15 protein-coding genes and 1 pseudogene are annotated in these 20,001 nt (G+C 36.0%); all 16 read right to left on the reverse strand.

The annotated features are described in order from the left end of the window. Nucleotides 1-16: 16 nt before the first annotated feature. Complete coding sequence (locus COE25_RS18585; protein ID WP_098933664.1) at nt 17-4,156, reverse strand: carbohydrate-binding protein; 4,140 nt, start codon at nt 4,154-4,156, stop codon at nt 17-19. Nucleotides 4,157-4,396: 240 nt separating this feature from the next. Further along, nucleotides 4,397-4,816, reverse strand: coding sequence for a hypothetical protein (locus COE25_RS18590; protein ID WP_098933665.1), 420 nt, complete (start codon nt 4,814-4,816; stop codon nt 4,397-4,399). 35 nt (nt 4,817-4,851) lie between these two features. Beyond that, entirely contained in the window at nt 4,852-5,688 is an 837-nt protein-coding gene (locus COE25_RS18595) for a carbohydrate ABC transporter permease (protein ID WP_098933666.1), read from the reverse strand. 12 nt (nt 5,689-5,700) lie between these two features. Beyond that, nucleotides 5,701-6,630, reverse strand: coding sequence for a carbohydrate ABC transporter permease (locus COE25_RS18600; RefSeq protein ID WP_098933667.1), 930 nt, complete (start codon nt 6,628-6,630; stop codon nt 5,701-5,703). A 116-nt stretch (nt 6,631-6,746) separates the two neighbouring features. Continuing rightward, nucleotides 6,747-8,006: an extracellular solute-binding protein gene (locus COE25_RS18605; RefSeq protein ID WP_098933668.1), complete on the reverse strand. Its 1,260-nt coding sequence runs from the start codon at nt 8,004-8,006 to the stop codon at nt 6,747-6,749. A 216-nt stretch (nt 8,007-8,222) separates the two neighbouring features. Then, nucleotides 8,223-10,013: a glycoside hydrolase family 2 protein gene (locus COE25_RS18610; protein ID WP_098933669.1), complete on the reverse strand. Its 1,791-nt coding sequence runs from the start codon at nt 10,011-10,013 to the stop codon at nt 8,223-8,225. Between the two features lie 26 nt (nt 10,014-10,039). Continuing rightward, complete coding sequence (locus COE25_RS18615; protein ID WP_098933670.1) at nt 10,040-11,797, reverse strand: glycoside hydrolase family 2 protein; 1,758 nt, start codon at nt 11,795-11,797, stop codon at nt 10,040-10,042. 281 nt (nt 11,798-12,078) lie between these two features. Beyond that, nucleotides 12,079-13,167, reverse strand: coding sequence for a GntR family transcriptional regulator (locus COE25_RS18620; RefSeq protein ID WP_098933671.1), 1,089 nt, complete (start codon nt 13,165-13,167; stop codon nt 12,079-12,081). A gap of 189 nt (nt 13,168-13,356) precedes the next feature. Next, nucleotides 13,357-13,527: pseudogene (locus COE25_RS32305) on the reverse strand (mechanosensitive ion channel domain-containing protein); the annotation flags it as partial. 277 nt (nt 13,528-13,804) lie between these two features. After that, nucleotides 13,805-15,289 (reverse strand): flavin monoamine oxidase family protein, encoded by a 1,485-nt coding sequence (locus COE25_RS18630; RefSeq protein ID WP_098933672.1) that lies wholly within the window; start codon nt 15,287-15,289, stop codon nt 13,805-13,807. Between the two features lie 446 nt (nt 15,290-15,735). Beyond that, entirely contained in the window at nt 15,736-16,515 is a 780-nt protein-coding gene (locus tag COE25_RS18635; RefSeq protein WP_098933673.1) for a fumarylacetoacetate hydrolase family protein, read from the reverse strand. A 236-nt stretch (nt 16,516-16,751) separates the two neighbouring features. After that, nucleotides 16,752-17,087 carry a DUF1904 family protein gene (locus tag COE25_RS18640; protein ID WP_098933674.1) on the reverse strand — a complete coding sequence of 112 codons (336 nt, stop codon included), beginning with the start codon at nt 17,085-17,087 and terminating at the stop codon, nt 16,752-16,754. A 57-nt stretch (nt 17,088-17,144) separates the two neighbouring features. After that, nucleotides 17,145-18,230: an NAD(P)/FAD-dependent oxidoreductase gene (locus COE25_RS18645; protein ID WP_098933675.1), complete on the reverse strand. Its 1,086-nt coding sequence runs from the start codon at nt 18,228-18,230 to the stop codon at nt 17,145-17,147. Next, nucleotides 18,231-18,569 carry a (2Fe-2S)-binding protein gene (locus tag COE25_RS18650; RefSeq protein ID WP_257208877.1) on the reverse strand — a complete coding sequence of 113 codons (339 nt, stop codon included), beginning with the start codon at nt 18,567-18,569 and terminating at the stop codon, nt 18,231-18,233. Nucleotides 18,570-18,594: 25 nt separating this feature from the next. After that, a complete protein-coding gene (locus COE25_RS18655) occupies nt 18,595-19,683 on the reverse strand; it encodes an NAD(P)/FAD-dependent oxidoreductase (RefSeq protein ID WP_098933677.1) in 1,089 nt (362 codons plus the stop codon). Beyond that, a complete protein-coding gene (locus tag COE25_RS18660) occupies nt 19,673-19,996 on the reverse strand; it encodes a (2Fe-2S)-binding protein (protein WP_098933678.1) in 324 nt (107 codons plus the stop codon). The genes COE25_RS18655 and COE25_RS18660 overlap by 11 nt, the downstream gene beginning before the upstream one ends. Nucleotides 19,997-20,001 lie beyond the last annotated feature (5 nt).

Raw genomic sequence — 20,001 nt, forward strand, 5'->3', positions numbered from 1 at the left:
CTGATTTAGCTCCTAATCATTCATTAATTTTATCATCTATTTTTTTTAATAGTCTTAAAGAGTCTGCCTCAAGTACTTGCTTTACATCCTCTAATAAATTACTCCTCTTTTCCAGAAACACTCGGAAATCATTAAGATGTTTCATGGATTGTTCAAATCTACCTTTATCTAAATGATGCTTTGACTGCTCCAGCTTATTTATTAACTTATTATATTCACTTTGAACAACATCACCAGATTTTGTCATCTTATCAAGATAGTTCATAATTGATGAATGAGTTGTCTCTATAGGTTTCAGTTCAAAATTATCAAACTTCGTGTAATTATGGTTTGACCTAAGTCCTACTTTTCCTTGTGTAAATGCTGTGCTGCTGTTGTCAGTATAATTTATTTTAGGAGTATCCATGTCTCCAACAAATATCTTTATATTGGTTCCTTTTGCAACAACTTTCATATGCAGCCATGTATTTAAGGGGTCATTGATTTCTGCACCTTTTAAGTATGTCCAATTATAATTAAATTTCCCTAAATGAACACCATCCTTATTGATATAAGCTACATAACCTTGCATGAAATTTGGATTATTTTGACCAAGTTCAATACCATTGGCTGGATTATTTACTCTAAAAATTAAACCACCGTCACCTGTCCCTGCTCCAATATTAATATCTGCTTCAACCGTATAATCCTTCCACTTACTGTCTCCGATTACCGATTTCGCAAAGGTACCAGGTGCTGTACTATATTCCCCTTCAGGTGCTGTTGGTTCTTCGCCTTTATCTGATGTAAAATTAATACTTCTAAAGTCAAATTCTCCTTTTACCATTTCTGCCTTAATAGTATGTTTTCCAGCTGGTAGAGAAATATCTTCTTTAATAACACTTTCCCAGTTATCCCAGCCCCCTGTTGTTGGCACATCTATGATACCTGTTAAATCGACAGTATCATCAAGCCAAAGCCTAATTTGACTTCCCTCTAGATCAGTTGCAACTCGTATATCTACTTGATAATTGTCCTCTTTTTCAATATCGACATTGTATTTTAACCATTCTCCTGCTTGATTCCAGCCTACATTATAACCGCCCTCTGGATTAACGCGGATATCTACAGAATCTCTTCTATATTTACCACCAATGTTTTCAGGAGAATTATCATGATAACCAATACCTTCTCCACCAGTAATATAGTCAACCGCCATTATTTTTCCTGGAAGCTTCTTATGATTATCAAATCTGTGGAGTGTTAATCTGGAAATATCAAATTCTCCCTGTAGGGTTACTAGCTTTAATGTGTGTTTTCCAGCTGGTAATAAAATGTCCTTTAATGAAATGTTTTGCCAACTATTCCAATCTCCTGTATTTGGTATGGTCATTTCTCCTGTTAAATCGATCTTATCATCTAAAAGGAGCTTTACTTTTCCTCCATCTCTAGTTGCAGATGTAAGAATATCTAAACCATATGTGCCCTCTTCTTCAATGTTAGCATCATATGCCAGCCATTCTCCTGTTTGGTTGGAGCTAACTGCGTAACCCCCTTCTGGATTAACTCGAATATCTACAGAATCGTCTCGGTATTCTTGTCCACTTTCCTCTACAGTGTTATCGTGGTATCCTACACCCTCACCACCAAGATTGTATTCTGCGGCTTCAATGATTCCAGGAACTGGTTTATGAATATCAAAAGAAGTAAAATCTAGACTAGTAAAATCAAATTCTCCTTCTACTATCTCTACCTTAATCGTATGCTCGCCCTCCGGCAATGTAATTCCTTTTTTAATAACTGGCTGCCAATTATTCCAATCACGTGTGTTAGGAACATCCAACACACCCGTTAAATCTGTTTTATCATCTAGCCATAAACGAACTTTTGCCGCATTAAATGTTGTTGCTGTATTTAATTGAACATTATATAAACCAGTTTCTTTAATAGAGACATTGTATTTAAACCATTCTCCTGTTTGATTCCATCCAACTGCAGTACCACCTTTTGGATTATCACGAATATCTACAGAATCTCCTCTTAATACACCGCCAATATTTTCGGCAGTTGTTTCATGATAAGCTACTCCCTCACCACCAGTTATATAATAGGCAGCACCGATTGAGCCTGGTATGGGTTTGTATGCATCAAAGGTGCTAGGTTTATTTGTTTTTACCGTCCAAAATCCTTCAATTTCCTCCCAGCCTTCACTCTTTCCATCATTAAAATCTGATGACACTTGTTTTACTTCTTTATTTTTTTGGAAATTCATATTCGATAAATCAAATGTTCCATCCTCGACGACTATTTTTAACGTATGCTTTCCTTTTGGTAAATCAATTCCCTCAATCGAAAATGTTTTCCACTCTTTTGTTTTCGGAATATTTAATATGACTGTCAATTCAGTCGAGTCATCTAACACTAATTTTACTTGTGCATCATCGCTCGAAGCAGATACTCTGAGGTCTAGGTTATAAGTAGCATCTTCTGCAATATTGACATTGTAGTTGAGCCATTCTTTTTCATTTAAATTTACGTTATATCCACCTTCAGAATTCACTTTAAAATCAACAGCATCTCTTCTATATTTTCCCTTTGTATTCTCAGTGGTAATATCATGAAAGCCTACTCCTTCACCACCTTCATTATAGTGAACTGCCTCTATCTTTCCTGGTAAAGGTTTATAAGCATTAAAGATGTTGCTTCCGTTCACTTTATTACTAAATGCAGTATAGCCAAATGCAGCATGAAGATTAGAAGTTGTATATCCGACCTTCCCTCCATTTAGCCCAGCAATTTCACGAGTTTGCTTTTGCATTCCATCTACAAAAATCTTAAAGGTGGAGGAAGACTTTTCTATTCGTATTTGATGGAGCTTAGAATAATCATAGCCCTCAGGTAAATCCGTTGCTTCGCTGCTTTGTTCGACCCCGTTTACAATAAAGAAAGTTTCTAATTGATTTTTCTTAGGACTTAGTACCGCTAATCCGTAGTTGTTTTCATCCTTATAAGAGAAAACAGCACCCAATTGTGGATTATTTTTTGATCCTTGTTTAATAGCTTTCATATTAAATTCTGCAGTGTAGTTTGAGGCAGTGGAAGCTTTCGTCAATTGTTTAAACGAATTAGTATTATTTATTGTCGTTTGTTGAAGCCACCCAGGCATATCTGAAGTAATAGTCCAACTTCCTCCATTTATATTTTTCCAATTTTCATCAAGTGAGGCTTTGGTATACCTCTCACTAAAATCGGGTAAATCCGGGTTAGGCTGTTCTGTAGTAGTTGGACCAAGAACGAGCATCTTATCTCCATTCCAAGCGATTCGATCTAGATTCATATATCTTCCTGGATTCGCATGACTGTGATACACCATATAATCAGAGTCAAGATCTGGCCCTCGAACGACTGAATTATGCCCTAATCCTACATTCTCCCCTTCTGTATTTAGCAATATGGGATTTTGTGCAAGGTCATAAGAAAAACCAGTAATCGGACTATCGCTGCTTGCATAGTCAACACGATACGCTTTGTTCCATACATGATTTCCTGTATAGGTCATAAAATATTTACTATTTCTTTTAATAATCGTTGGCCCTTCCGTCCAGCCATCCATTTCTGCACCAGTGTTTGATACTTGACCAAAGGTATAGGGATCTGTCATTGGACGTGCATCAATTCTTCGATCGCCCGTACTGTAGAAATACCATTTTCCATCATCATCAATAAACACATGACCATCAATTCCCATGCCTAGGTTACCAGTTTGCTTCACAAAGGGACCTAATGGATTTGAGCTTTTGTACACATAATGACCATTTCCCCCAGGTGAAGTGTACATATAAAAATCACCATTCCAATATACAACCTCAGGGGCATAGGCAGCCTTGGTTGTAGGTTCTTCCGTCACTAGACCACCATACTCCCAATTAACCAAATCTTCTGACTTCCAAACTTTTACGCCACTCTTATCATCCACCGTACTGACATAAAGATAATAAGTACCGTTGTTTTTTAAAATATAGGGATCTCCTTCTCCATAAAACACTCCTGTATCCCATTTCCAAGAATTTGATAATTTAAAGGGGTTACTGTAGGCAAAGGCCGATAATGGCATGGATAATATTAAACCGGCTAAAATGGCTATAGTTCCAAACTTTTTCAGAAAAATCTCCTCCATTATTTATTCTCCTAGTAATAATTCAAACTAACATTCTATTAAGCACTGAGCTTAAATTTTCAAATCCTACTACACAAAAATGTAACGGTTTAACTTGTGAATCTCTCAATATCGGAAAAACAGACAAAAAAAAATCAACCTATAACCAAAGGGCATGATTGAAACTTAACATCCCTTTGGCTATATACTTTTGATTTTCTATATATCCATGGCGACTGAATAGTGAGATTAATAACTATATTATTGCTTTTGAAATTGATAGTTTCCCATCTTTGATATTGATTTATTTTTAGCTAAAGCTAAAATTCCTGCCGATAGAAACATTAAAGCCCCTAAAAGATCCATCACAAGATAAGATCCAAACCCTAATAGGATAAACCATATAGGTTTTTTAACTTCTGCCGTATCATCCTTCAATGTTTTAGCTAAAACAAAGTTTAAGATACCCATTATAACAAAAAGCATTCCAAAGCTAACTGAAAACATATACAAACTACCAAAAATGGATTGAGCAGCCTCAAGTCTAGCAAGTGTGTTATACGAAGAATTCAGTCCTTCATTTTTAATATATGAAGCATAAACAAAAATGGTAAGGAGCCCTGAGACTATTTGCCAAATAGAACCGAACATAACTAATCTTCTCTCTAGTTTTCTATTCACAATAAAACCTCCTTAACAAGCAGCATTTGTTTTAATCATCCTTTAACTCCGGATGACAACGATAGTGATTCCATAAAGTATTTTTGTGTGAATAGATAAAGAATAAAAGTTGGAACAATTGCTACAAGTGCTCCGGTTAATGCATGAGCAACGTCTAGCACATACATCCCTTGAAGTAATTGTAATCCCGGTGTAATTGGCATTTTTTCAACATCATTAAACACAATGGATGGCCATAAGAAGTCATTCCAAGAGGCTGTAAATGTAAACAACGCTACAACAGTCAATACAGGTCTTATTAATGGCAATATTAACTTAGTGAAAATTTGAAAATCAGAGGCACCATCCACTCTTGCAGATTCATCAAAATCCTTCGGAATCCCCTGCATAAACTGTCTTACGAGAAAGATATTAAATACTCCAGCTGCCCCTGGAACAATTGCTGCTAAATAATTATTTACCCATCCTAATGTATCAATAATTTTATACAGTGGGATAAGATTTACGACTGCAGGAAACATCATCGTTGCCATTAAGAAGACAAAGATAGCGTCTCTTCCCTTAAATTTCATTCTTGAATAACCATAACCAGCTAATGAAACGATTACTAAAACTAATACTGTTTGTGATACAGATATAATAAGTGAGTTCATAAACCATTTTGCAACAGGAGCACTTGTGTTACCAAAAAGTACATCCTGGTAATTACCAATAACCCAGTTAATTGGTAAAATCGTAAAAGCACTTGATTGAATATCAGCTTCATTTTTGAAGGAAGTAATAGTTGTATATAAAACCGGTACAATCCATATAAAAGCCATGAGTAGTATAAAGATTAAAGAAACGAATTTTGAAACTCTTTTTTTCTCCAAAGTAAGCACCTCCTAATCACGTTGTCTTAAAAAGAAGAATTGAATTGCAGAAACAACCATGATACATATACCCAGGATTACAGCCATTGCTGCTCCAATCCCAGCAATGGAAATTCCAGACCCAAACGCGTTTTCTTGAATGTACATTAACAAAACTGTAGTTGAACTCGTTGGTCCCCCTTTTGTTAACATGAGTGGTTGCCCATATACATTGAATTGCGAGATTGTCGTAATGACAACTGTGTATAATATTTGAGATCGTATGCTTGGTAGAGTGATTCTAAAAAATCTTTGGATACTACTTGCTCCATCTATAGAGGCGGCTTCATGTATATCTTTTGAAATACCGTTCAGAGCCGCCTGATAAATAATCATATTAGCACCGATTGTCCACCAAACAGTAACAATAACTAATGTAATCCAAGAGAATGGCTGCGTAGCTAGCCAGTTAGTATCAACCTTTAGATAATGATTAATTGGTCCAAAAGAAACACTAAAAAGCATGGAAAAAACAATCATTACTGCAGAAACCGAGAACAAAGTTGGCATGTAAAATAAAGCTTGAAAAAACTTCAATCCCTTTGGTTTAGTATTAAGGCCTGCAGCTAAAAGTAGAGGAACAATAATACAAGCTGGAACCGTAAAAATCACAAATTTAAATGTATTCCCCAACCCAATACGAAGTTGGTCGTAAAATGTAGATTCTTGATTAAGCAAAATTTCTTTATAATTAGCGAATCCTACAAATTCGGGATCTCCTATTAGATCCCAGTTGGTAAATGAAATATAAATACCATATAAAGTGGGAAGTAGAAAAAAAATCGCAAATAATAGTAGATGGGGTCCGATGTAAAGATACGGAGAAAGAAATCGTTTTCGACTCGATTTTTTGTCTATAACTGCAGACATATTTAATTCCTTGTTCACTCCAGTATTTATCATAAGTTTTAACTCCTATTCTTACGTTATCGAATAGAGAGAGAAACCCTTATGCTCTAATAAGGATTTCTCTATAATTCCACTAACAACCAATATTTTTAAGCTAATTATTAGTATTCTTATTTTTTATTATTTGCTATTTTATCTTCAACCGCTTTTTGAGCCGCTTTTAGTCCTTTATCAATATCCAATTTTCCATATATAGCATCACCGACCAATTTATCAACTTCTTCGGCTACAAAACCATTGTACTTATAATCAAAGATTTTAAGCGTATTTTGCATTTCAGGATTTTTCACTAAAAATGATTGTGGTAAGTTTTGATATTCAGGATCTTCTAATGTCGCTAATGCTGCAGGGTTTTGTCCTGCTTTAGCCCATGGAAGCGAGTTTTCTCTGACATAATCAAGGAAATCCATAATACCCTTCGTCTTCTCTTCAGAACGATTTTTGTCGTTAAACATAACGAATTGATGAGAAGAAGTCCAGTTTACAATTTTATCAGGTGAAATCTGAGGAAAGCTTGTTAAACCCCAATTTAATTTTTTCGCTTCATTTAAACTATTTTGCATCCATATTCCTTCTGGAAAAAAGATTGCTTTACCGGATTTGAATAACTGACCAGGATCTTCCCCATCCTTGTTAGTAATTTTGTCATCAACTAACCCTTTTAATAATTCTAATGCTTTCTTAGCTTCTGGAGTATTAAGAGTTGGTGTTTCACCGTCACTAGTTATATCTCCACCCAGTTGATTGTAAATCGATAAAAAGATTGGTCGTGTCCACGTTATTCCAATACCTGCAATCTTGTCTTTTTTAGATAATTCTCCAGCAGCTTTTATTTCATCAAAGGTTATAACATTATCATCGAGTGCATTTGGTGCATATTTTTCTAGTAAATCTTTATTGTAATACATTACAAAACTGTGTACATCTAATGGAACACTATATCTACTTCCATTGATTTCACCAATTTTCCAACCAGCAGGTACATAGTTTTCAGCTTTAATTTCAGGATAGTCAGCCAACTTATCGTCATAAGTTGCTAATAGGTCATTGTCAACAAACTGTTTAATTCTCTCAGCATGGACAATTGTAAGATCAGGGATACCTTTTCCAGAGTTAACAACAGTTGGGATCTTTTTATACATATCATCAGCTTCAATTGATACATTTTTTATCTTGAATTTTGGATTTGTTTTGTTATATTCATTAACGATTTGTTTCATATTTTCGCCATCAGGTCCTGTAAACGGATTCCAATATATAATTTCATTTTTAGCCGAGGCTGAAGAACCTGAACTGGATGAACTACATCCTGACAAAGCCAACATAATTGTAAAAAGTATAGAAAACATTAATACTGCTTTTCTCTTCATTTGTTTTCCCCCCGATATTTAATTATTAAAACTAATCCACTAACAGCTTGTAACTTGGACCCCCTCCTACTTAGGCACAGATTAATTAATAAAAAACACATTTATAATTAAGCATTTTACTATATATAAACCCATTTAACTGAATCCTCATAATTTTCAATCAAATAGGTGCATACCTACTTGTTATCAATTTTGATAATGATGTAAAAAATTAATTTAAACATTTTTGTGCCACATATCATTAATTTCACGAATCGTTTTTAAATTACATTTTGGGGTTCGATCATATGTTAATATACCATTGATCTCCTGTTCTACATCTGTTAACTGTGTATAACAAAAACCATGTAATGAATTAGATTCATAGATTGCTTTCATAACTCGTTCAAAATCAGCTATATAATCTTCTTCACTCAAAACGGAAGTATAACCCCATCCACTTTCATTTCCAACTTTATAACCGATTCCACCAAACTCTGTTAAAAGAATTGGTTCACCACAGTGATCGAATCCTTTTGTGTAAATCCTTCGTCCTGCTGGTCTTGAGTTAAGTAGGTTTTCTTTTGTTAATACTGAATTTCGAAACTCATTGTATTTTTCAAATTCATCCTTATGTCCATGGTTATAATTATGAATAGCACATATATCAGTTTTCGTTAATTCCCATCCATCATTAGAAATGACTAACCTTGTTGTGTCAAGTGAATGTATTAAATGATACATAGCTGCCGAGTGATGCTTTTGTTGTTCATTATTACAGATAAGAGGAACTCCCCAGCTTTCGTTTAGGGGAACCCAAGTTACAATACACGGATGATTGTAGTCACGATTAATGATTTCAATCCATTCATTTGTCAGACGTGCAACTGCGTCCTCACTATATGAAGGAGCCGCAGCACATTCTCCCCAAACCAGAAAACCTAATTTATCCGCCCAATAAAGAAATAGTGGATCCTCTACCTTTTGATGTTTCCTACAGCCATTAAACCCCATTTCTTTTGATAGTTCGATATCTCTCTTTAAATCTTGCTCTGTTGGAGCAGTTAATAACCCTTCTGGCCAGTATCCCTGATCAAGTACTAGTTTTTGATAATATGGCTTGTTATTTAAATAGACCATCCCATTTTCAGTATGAATTTTTCTCATCCCGAAATAAGTAGTAATTTCATCTAGTACTTGCTCTTTCTCTCTTACACGTATATTCACATCGAATAAATTAGGACTTTCTGGTGTCCAATTCCATCCAGCATGATGGAAACCTGTTCGAAAAATTTTCCTATTATAGAGATTAATTGATCTCCTAAAAAACCCTTCATGAATTTTCACTGAATCATTCGCTACATTATCACCTTTAAACGTGATATCAATTTCAAGAGCTTTATTAATATAGTCACCTGTTAATTCAACATCAATAATAATATCGCCATTGTCAATATCTGGAGTGAATTTCACCTTGTTTATATGAGTTTTATTCACCGCCTCCAACCAAACCGTCTGCCAAATTCCTGTAGTCCGTGTATACCAAATTCCATCTGATTTCTCAATCCAATATTGCTTTCCGCGAGGAATCGTCTCTTCAATAGAGGGATCTTCAACTCTTACAACAACAGATTGTGTTCCATTTATTAAATAATTAGTAATATCGAATAAGAATGGTGTGTGCCCACCTTCATGAGTACCTACTAAATTTCCATTTATGAATACCATAGCTCGATAATCTACTGCACCAAAATGCATGATAATTTGCTTTCCAATCATTGAATCAGGAATTTCAAATTTACGACGATACCAAACCCAGTCATGGAAAGTAGAATCGTTTATTCCGCTCAGCTTAGACTGATAGGCAAAAGGGACATTTATTTTTTGTTTGAATTCCCTATTATTTTTAAACCATTTTTCATCTAATCCTATATTCTGATCATCAAATTCAAAATCCCATTCCCCATTTAAATTAAGCCAGTCTTGTCTTATTAATTGTGGGCGAGGGTATTCTTGGCGAATTGTCATAACTGTCTCCTTTTACTATTGAAAATTTATTTACTGTTAATTTCTCTAATTTTGTTTAAGTCTACTTTTGGCACTCTATCTTCCTTTAGCAATCCATTAACCTCTTGCTGCACATCGGTAATTTGTGTATAGCAAAATCCACTAATATATGGAGTATTTTTAATAGCTTGAGTAATAGATTCATAACGGTGTAAGAAGTCCTCTTCACTCTTTACCTGATTACCATAGCCCCAGCCTTTTTCGGAATTGAATGCAATACCGCCATATTCACTTATAATGATTGGCTGCCCCTTATATTTATAGCCTACTGCCATAGCATGCTTAGAATTATTAAACGCTATTTCGTTATGAACTACTTTTTCTTTATTTCCATAGCGGCTTAGAAATTCATCCCCATACTCTTCATAATCGTGTAACGTAATAATATCTGAAACTGTATGCTCCCAACCATCGTTTACAATAACAGGTCTCATACTGTCGATTGCTTTAGTTAGATGATAGATTCCTTCTGTAAACTTTTGCTGCTTAACGTCTGTATAAATATTTTTCACACCCCAAGATTCATTAAACGGAGTCCAAGTAATGATACATGGGTGATTATAATGTTGTTTTACAACCTCCATCCATTCCTCTGTAAAATTTTGAACAGCCTCATCGGAGAACTCATATGTTGCAGCCATTTCAGACCAAACAAGTAGACCCTTTTTATCTGCCCAATATAGAAATCGTTGATCTTCCACTTTCATATGTTTTCTTACTCCGTTAAAGCCCATCTCTAATGTACGATCAATATCCTCAATAATCGCTTCTTCTGAAGGTGGTGTTAAATGTGACTCTCCCCAATAACCCTGATCCAAAATTAATTTTTGATAAAGTGGAATATTATTAAGCAATACGTTCCCATTCTCTATAGAGATTTTCCTCATCCCAAAATATGATTTTACATAGTCTATTACTTTACCATTCTTAGTTAATGTAAATTCTACATCATATAAATTGGGAGATTGTGGACTCCAATATACAACTCTCCAATGATGAAAATCACTTGCAATATTAGTAGTAATTGTTTGATTTGGACGGCATACGGTTTGGTCGAAAGATTTTATTTGTTGACCTTTAAAATATATGGATGTCCTTAACTCTAAGGAATGATCAATGTTACCTGAAACTTCATATGCAAACTCAACTGATTCTGTATCTATATCTGGAGTTATTTTGACTGCCTGAACATGTGCTTCATTTAAAAACTCAAGCCATACAGTTTGCCAAATTCCCGTTGTTTGAACATACCAACATTCATAACTATGATCTAACCATCTTTGTTTTCCTCTTGGCTGAAAACAGCTTTGACTATCTTCGTTTTTCACAACAATATTTAATTCATTTGTCCCATCTAAAAAATCAGTAATATTGAAAGAAAAAGCTATTTGCCCACCCTTTTTTTTACCAACAAAGGTGCCGTTCACCCATAGCTTCGTTATATAATCAGCTGCTTGGAAATGAAGTATTATCTCCTTATTTTCATATTCACTTGGAATAATTATGCTTTTTTGATACCAGACATTAGGACAAAATACATCCTCTCCAATGCCGCTGGATTCTGTTTCATATGTAAAAGGAACAATAATTTTTTTATCAAAATTTAATTTTTCATACCATTTTTCCTTTTCACCTTTGTTTTCACTATCAAATTTGAAATTCCACTCCCCATTTAAATTCAGCCAGTCTTCCCTTTCAAAATGGGGACGTGGATATTCTTTTCTTGGAATGTTTTTTTTTGTCATTTTATATAACTCCTTTTAAATGAAACTTATTAATGATTTCTTGATAATCCAGTCATTGGAAGTGCTTACATTTACATCTTATATTAAGTAAATTAACTTTTATATACTAAATTTAATATAAATTATACTATTTGTTGAAAAGTTAATTTTTTCTAACCTTTTTTACCTTAGAAATAATCTCATGAAAAAACCCAAACGACGACAGAGGACGTTTGGGTTTACTACCTTTTGAATGGGATATATACATTGAGCTACTTTATTTTCATATAGTGTAACCATAGTTAGGTTATTATAGTTTCCAACCAATCTACATTTTCACTTAAATTAAGATGGACAGGTACATAAATTCTTTTCGGTTTATAAATTCCTCCAATTTGTTCTAATAGTAGGTCAACTGTTTTTTTACTACATTCAGCAATATCCTGCTTTATAAACGAGATTCCAGGTATACCTGGTGAATCAAAGGTTAATAATTCAATATCTCGACATGTTTCATTCTTAAGAGAACTTATTGCTAAATGAGTATACACAGCTAATTCAGCATTCATTGTAAATACAGCTGTCATTTCAGGTCTACTCATTAGAAATTCTTTAATTAACTTTGGAGTTTTCTTCTGAGAAATTTCATTGAAACTTAATGTCAGCCATAGATTCTTATTAATGGTAGTTCTCCTTTTCAAAAAAGCGTTTTCAAACCCTCTAGCTCTCTCGTCAGTTACTGTATTTGTAATAATTGGAGACACAAGCCCAATATTTTTATGGCCTTTATTTAATAAGAATGAGATAGCTTCTAAAGTCCCAACCTCATTTTCAGAGGTAACACTATAAGTTAAAATATTCTCCATATACCTGTCAATTAATACTAATGGAAATTTATCCAGTGTAAGCCTTAGCACTGCTTCATTATAATTATCTTTTTCGGTAGGAAAAATAATCATTCCTTTAACTTTCATTTTTTTAAACATCTCAATAGCATCTGCTTCTTCAAATTGAGACTCTCTTGTTATTTTTATTATTAGATTATGGCCATTCTTTGAAACATACTTTTCAATAAAATTGACAAACTCTAGTTCAATCCTTGTTTTCATACTAGGAAGAATAAGTCCAATTAATTCAGTCGGTTTATTCGGTTGTCTGATTGAAGTCGTTAGGTTACTTTCACAAACAAAAGTTCCTTTCCCTTTAATTCTTTCTACTATCCCTTCTTCCGCAAGACCAGAAAGTGCGTTTTTAGTAGTAATCTGACTTACATGAAATTCCTCTGTTAACTCTTTTTCGGAGGGAACACGATCACCTACTCGCAGCCTACCAGATAGAATTTGCTCTTTAATTTTATTTTTTATTTGTTGATATAGAGGTTCATTTTTTATCTCAGCTCACCCTTAGCTCAATTTATTCTATTCTTATACTAAATATATTAATACTTAGTATAAATTTTAACAACAAATTTAGTTACTCTGCTAAAAAAGAAAACCTGTGGCTGTCTTAATTACGATGATAAAGAGGTTCACGATCGGTCGGATAACAGCATAGTAAAACGGATTACGAATAAAGAGCAGATAGTTAAGTCCTAAGTGGAAAGGGATTCGTCTTTTCCCCATACGACTCCAATTTAGTAATCGCTTCGTTTGCAAGTGTTGCATTTAAACTGTAACTAGTGCTTGGCTAAACGTGCGAATTTTAGTACTTCTGAAATTAATATCTTCTACTATCCCCTCCAAGCTAGGTGTTAAGTGATTACAGCCATAAGAATGTACCACTTCTGTCATGTTTTTTACCAGCGATTGCCACTAGATTTTCCACTTATCGCCAATGCATTTACCTATGGGTAACGTCAGGAATCCGAATTTACAATGTTAAGGATTTTGAAAGATAAAAAAGCCTAATCCCTCCGTATTTTTAGCAGGGAATTAGACTTATGATCTTCCACAAACGCGCTCTTTAATTGAATAAACACACATTTTTTATTTGCTAGTATTGTTGAATAAACCTTACCTTTTTTGCTGATTAAACCTGAATTAAAGTTCTTGGTAAGTCATTGACTTCAAAAGCAGCATGTATTCCGGACTCGATTGCACCTTGGATCCAAGCATGAGTAGTTGAGGCATGTTCGCCAGCAAAATGAACTCTTCCTTCGGGAGTAGAAATATAAGGAGATAATTCTTTTACCTGTTCGGGTTTAAACATCGTAAATGCCCCAGCAGAATACGGATATCGAACCCAACTGTGGCTCACTCCTGCTTGAAACTCACTAAACACCTGTTTACCATAAATGGCTGCCAAGTTTTTTAATACATATTCCAAGCGATCATCATTTTCCAAACTGTCCCAAGGTACAGCATCATCCTCCCATGTATAACTCCCTAAAATAACACCCGATCCTTGTGTACCGAGGTCATAACTCGGGTATTGAATATATTTAATAGGGAGATCCGTAACGGTTTGCCCACCATACAAACCTTGCCTTTCCCAGAACCTGTTTTTAAACTGGATGCCGGTCTTCGTAGAGCCCGCATAATTAAGTTCCCGAATTGCCTTCCATTTGTTTTCAGAAAAAGAATTTCGCGGTTCGATTTCCACAAATTGTAACACTGAAAAAGGAATGGTCACAATCGCAAGATCACCGGTGATTTGAAATGGCTCTAAGATTTTATGGACAGAATAAATGGTTACTTGGTTGTCATGCTGCACAATTTTCCTCACTTTTTGTCCGTAAAATATTTCTTCTTTTAATTGAGTCGTAAATGCTTTAGGAAGTTGATCGTTACCGCCCGTGATTTCATAAAAGGTGATATCAGGGGTAAATAGGATTAACAGTTCACGTAACAGTTCCAAGAAAGAAAGCTCCATAAGTCCTTCCAGTGTAAGAATTACTTTAATCATTTCGATGGCACCCGGAGATAATGTGACTCCAAACGGGTTATATCTCAAATAAGTGTCCATCGAGTATTTATCCAATTCTTTTATGACCCAAGGCCAATTTCTCTTTGGGTTTTGTTCAATAAAATCTGTCACCGGTTTTATTGCTAATTGAAGCAACTCCTTAGCAGTTTTACCTTTTTCTTGTGGGTACACGGGAAAGCGCAAAATATCGGGGTTCTGTTCATACACCTTAAAACGAGTTTTGATTCCTTTAATATAAATAATGTCATTAGGAGTCGAATTGAGAAACCTATTAACCGGAAGTTTGAATTTTTTTATATATTCCAAAGTCAACAAATGAGTATGAGGAATTCGCATTGCCCCAGCCTCAAGATATTGCCCATCCCTTAAATCGCCTCTTAACGTATAGATCCTCCCTCCCACCCTATCAGTAGCTTCAAGGATTGTAACATTGTGTCCAGCTTGCTTAAGTATAGAGGCCGAGACCAGTCCTGACATACCTGCGCCAATAATAATGATCTTCTTAGGTGTTTTGGTTTTTTCAAGTCCACTTCTGATGATTGAAATCATTTGATCAGAGGATAGCTTAGGAAATACGTAATTTAACATGTTTTTTCTCCTCTACACTTCTAATTAGACCGTAATATGGCTTACTGCCATCTTATTCAACTAGAAAGTAGTATTATTCATGGAAGGACAAAAAATCTATTAAACTTGGACATACTGACATTACCTCTCAAAAAGGTGGGATTGATAGCCGTTGAATCTGGAATACGAGCAGCTAAAGAGTCTATAGGAGAATGAAGTTAGATTCAGCATAGGGAGAAATCAAATCAATCCGTTAAGGTTCAGAATTTTGGGGTTAGGGAGGATAATATGCATCACTGAAGTTGATCTTAAAAATCTGCCTATCAGTTCAATAAGAATATTTAATTAAAACAACTACAACCTCTTTTACCACAATATAACCCAATACATAAAGAACGAGCGCAATTCTTGCTACAGAATTGCGCCCTATTATGGAATTTTAATGCATATTCACTTATTTAGTATGATTAAGATTTAACTTGCTCTTTTGCCAATACAAATGAATTGCTCAATGTCCCAATCTCATTAATTTTACATTCAATTGTATCTCCAGCACCGACAAACTCTGCTCCAACTGGACTACCAGTCAGGATGACATCCCCCGGCTGAAGTGTCATCACTTTTGACAGATAGGATACCATTCTTCGGATCGGAATAATCATTAGCTCGGTTGCACTATTTTGCTTCTCCACACCATTCAGTCTTGCTTCCACATTCACAGCAAATGGATCTAATTCTGTCTCAATAACTGGCCCTAGTGGTGTGAAGGTATCAAAGGACTTTCCAATGGTCCAATGCCCGTCCTGATGAAAAAATTGAGGAGCTGTTACATCGTTTCCAACCGTATATCCGAACACGTAATCCAACACTTCTGATTCAGGAACATTTTTAGCTTCCTTACCAATGACAATGGCTAACTCTGATTCGAACTTCACCTTTTCGATCCCTTCCGGAAGGATGATATCTTCCTCAGGCCCAATAACGGAGGATATTGGTTTAAAGAAGAATACCGGAATTTCTGGAAGCTCTGAAGGTCGGTCTTCCAGTTTAGAAACATAGTTTGCTCCAATTCCAATAATTTGGTTTGGCTTTATAGGCGCCAGCAGTGTCACATCAGTTACAGAAAATATTTGTCCTGTATACTCCCAATTATCACCAAAAATATCTCCATTAATTACTTGTATCGTGTTTTCAGACATCACACCTGTGTAAACGGACGAACCTTTAGTAAATCTAGTAAATTTCATTGCGATACTCCCTCTCAAACAGTGTATTCTAGTTCAATCTTCTTTCGAGCCACTTCCGTTTTGATGGCAGCTTCACCGGTTCTGTCAATAAACCCGGTGTTAATGTTTTAAAAAAATAGCAGGATTACCCAATTGATTTCAAAAATTTTATAAAAATGGCGTGCCCAAACTGATTTTAGTTTAGGAACGCCATTTTTTTACTAAAAGTTATTTCTAAAAAATAAAAATCTTTTATGTCACGATGAGGCAAAACTCTTTCCGTTCAGATAATAAGCGGACTCCTGAAATGTGCTGAAAGCGACTTCTACTTCTGGAAATTCGAGTGCTTGTATATGTTTGGTTACAATGCTGGCAAATTGATCTTGAATTTCCTGACCGCGATTGAACCATTTTACTTCAATTAATGGGTAACCCGGCACTTCATTGCCATCAAATACATAGGTAGAATGGACAATTTCTAAGGTGAAATTGTCCGTTCCACATGCACATAAATCCGCCAAATCTTGTACTAATGAAGTACTAACCGTTTTTACCTGATCCACTGAAACTCCTCTAATGATTAAAAGTGGCATACAAATCTCTCCTGTAATGGTTTAATAAATTTTTATTATATAAATTATGACACTTATTTATCTAAGGGCCAAATCAAACCTGCTGATGGAATAGCGATCAATTGGGATTGAAGTTTCCCCATCCAGAATTAACTCAGTCATAAGAGTTCCTATTAGCGGTGATAGAGTTACGCCGCTATGTGTAGCTGCCACATAAAGGTTTTCAATACCCGGGATTTTCCCCAGAATGGGAAAACCATCTTCCGGCATGGCTCGAATTCCTGAAAAAGCGCGAACAACCTTTGCTTTTTTTAATTGCGGAACATAGTGAACAGCCATATTAGCCGTTTCTTGAATAACATCCAATGTGGTTGCTCTGTTAAATCCTTCTTCTTCCATTGAATAACCGATTAATACCTCGCCATTATAGGCCTGTCTTAACCCGCTGATGGTATAATGTAAAAAAGGTTTTAGGGGTTCGGTAACAAGAATCTGCCCTCTTAACTGGTTGACCGGAATGGTGATATCTACTAATTTTCCTAATTCTCTTGACCAGGTGCCGCCAGCAAGAATAAGATTCTTACAAACGAACGTTCCCTTTTGTGAGACAACAATGAATTTCCCAGGAAGCTTTTGAATTTCCGTTACTTTATTATAAGTAGAGTATTGAACTCCATTTTTCTGGGCCGCTCTCATATACCTATCGACTAACCGAAAAGGATTGACGTTGCCATCAATGGAACTATACGTAGCGCCTGCAACCTCCGGATTGAGCGATGGTTCTTTTTCTAAGGCCTCCTTACGGGATAAAACCTTAATTTTGATGCCAATTTTTTTGTAAGCCTCCGCAAGCCGTAACGCTTTTTCACGATCGGCTTCCTTAAAAAATGGGGAAAGTCCGCCAGTCCGTTTATATTCTACATCCCCAATTTTTTTTGATAAATAAGGATAAAGTTCGGCACTATACATATTAAACTCTGCATACCAGGAAGGTGTTTTATTATGAACCCATACCCACGCTTGTGTGGAACCTGAAGTTCCCGACAGAGGGAATTTTTGATCCAGCACCAGAATTCCTTCCTTATTTCGTTCCGAAAGGTGATAAGCGATGCTGCTTCCGACGACCCCTCCCCCGATAATGATCGTTTCATAACTAGTTTCCATTTATCTCACCTTCCCATCCTCTAGCTCCACCTCATCTAAAACAGATTTCACCGTGGAAAATGAGGTACTATTCGTTGCGAGGGTTTCAAGCTTAATTGGACTTATCGGCATCCTCATACGCGGCAGTGGAATCTCATGAATAGATATGCCTGTTTTCTCATGAATGATAGTGGACACCAGGCTATTGCATATTTTTGACTGGCATGGTCCCATGCCGCAGCGTGTCATTCTTTTAATATCATCAAATCTCTTGGCGCCATTCGAAATGACTTCCTCGATTTCTTCGTAACTGATTTCTTCACATCGACAAATAATCGTGGTTTTATCCAATTTAATCACCTTCTAGTATCTTAATCTTTTCGAACTAAGAGATAAATTGGTCCTTAAGGACGGGATGTTCAAAGTTTTCAACATGCTGCATTCTTGCTTTCCATGTATCTGGATGAAGCTTCGTCTCAAGAATTTCGAGTTCTCTCCATAGAGACATGGTCTCGATATCGGCCTCTTGCTTACTGATAGCTCCCAGGGATTCAGAAACATTAACCCCGGCTATTATACCTGTTGTTAGTAATACTCCCTGAGAACTGACCCCGGCAGCGTTCCCCGCTAAAAAAACATCTTCCCGGTCTGTTTGTAAAGATTTGTTGTATTGCGGGATCCAGCCTCCTAGTTCTTTTTGATAACTGAATGAACAGCCAAGCTGGTAAAAAACATCGAGAATAGGCGACCGGCCGCCATCTATACATACGACATCAACACTTACGGTAACAATCTGTTCTCCGTTCTCGATATCAATTTCCTGTACCTTACCAATTCCCCTGGCTTCCTTGATGGAGGAATTGACATAAACTGGAATACCTCTTTTTCGAACCTCTTCCCCTTTTTCTGCATCCCGTGCCGTTAAGCTTGGAGTTTTTTCAATGATCCCCTTAATCTGTACACCTAGCTCAGAAAGCTGGAGCGCAACATCCATCGTAAAGTCACTGGATCCTACGATAACGGCATGTTTACCTGGTATCACAAAATCCCGATTCATTAAGGTTTGGGCTGCACCTATGGTCATGACTCCCGGAAGCGTCCATTTCGGAAAGGCAAGCGCATTTTCAGCCGCACCCGTAGCCACGATTATTTTTTTCGCTTTTAGAGGGAATACATTTACCTCATCTGAAATACCAACACTTCCATCCTTGTAAAAACCAATCACTCGATGACCTAGCAAACAACGAATAGAGTAATCTTCTAATTGTTTCGTTAAAAGATCGGCCAACTCAAACCCGCGCATAGGTTGATAGGAAGAAGGCAGCGAATGAAGGACTTGGGTCTGTTGAATTAATTGTCCGCCCATTGAAAAAGATTCTTCTACTATGGTTACATCTAAGCCTCTTGATGCTGTTTCCAAAGCAGCGGTAAGACCTGCGGGACCAGCACCAATAATTAGAACATCAGTCTCCACGGCATTCACTCCTTACTTCTGGATCTCCATCATTCGGATAAATCTTCATGCCTTCTTCGACCTTCGTCATGCACGTTCGTACATGATCCTCCCCATTTACCGTCATATAGCAGCTGCAGCATCTGCCCCGCGAGCAAAACAAGCCTCTTGGCTGGATTAAATTCCTGCTCTGCCCTAATTTTTTTATATCATTGGCTAACAATGCTGCAGCTACGGATTGGTGTTCATAAGCTTTATACGGTTCATTATTAAAGTAGATTGTTACTTGTTTTTGATGCTGTTCCCCTAATACGGGATGATGTTTAATGTGCATAAAAA

Source organism: Bacillus sp. AFS031507, assembly GCF_002584635.1.
In the GTDB taxonomy this organism is placed as follows: domain Bacteria; phylum Bacillota; class Bacilli; order Bacillales; family Cytobacillaceae; genus Neobacillus.

What these genes read in the sequence shown, in the direction of transcription:
- COE25_RS18585 (WP_098933664.1), bottom strand. Translation starts at nt 4,156, where the DNA reads ATGGAGGAGATTTTTCTGAAAAAGTTTGGAACTATAGCCATTTTAGCC.
- COE25_RS18600 (WP_098933667.1), bottom strand. Translation starts at nt 6,630, where the DNA reads ATGATAAATACTGGAGTGAACAAGGAATTAAATATGTCTGCAGTTATA.
- COE25_RS18605 (WP_098933668.1), bottom strand. Translation starts at nt 8,006, where the DNA reads ATGAAGAGAAAAGCAGTATTAATGTTTTCTATACTTTTTACAATTATG.
- COE25_RS18610 (WP_098933669.1), bottom strand. Translation starts at nt 10,013, where the DNA reads ATGACAATTCGCCAAGAATACCCTCGCCCACAATTAATAAGACAAGAC.
- COE25_RS18615 (WP_098933670.1), bottom strand. Translation starts at nt 11,797, where the DNA reads ATGACAAAAAAAAACATTCCAAGAAAAGAATATCCACGTCCCCATTTT.
- COE25_RS18630 (WP_098933672.1), bottom strand. Translation starts at nt 15,289, where the DNA reads ATGTTAAATTACGTATTTCCTAAGCTATCCTCTGATCAAATGATTTCA.
- COE25_RS18635 (WP_098933673.1), bottom strand. Translation starts at nt 16,515, where the DNA reads ATGAAATTTACTAGATTTACTAAAGGTTCGTCCGTTTACACAGGTGTG.
- COE25_RS18640 (WP_098933674.1), bottom strand. Translation starts at nt 17,087, where the DNA reads ATGCCACTTTTAATCATTAGAGGAGTTTCAGTGGATCAGGTAAAAACG.
- COE25_RS18645 (WP_098933675.1), bottom strand. Translation starts at nt 18,230, where the DNA reads ATGGAAACTAGTTATGAAACGATCATTATCGGGGGAGGGGTCGTCGGA.
- COE25_RS18660 (WP_098933678.1), bottom strand. Translation starts at nt 19,996, where the DNA reads ATGCACATTAAACATCATCCCGTATTAGGGGAACAGCATCAAAAACAA.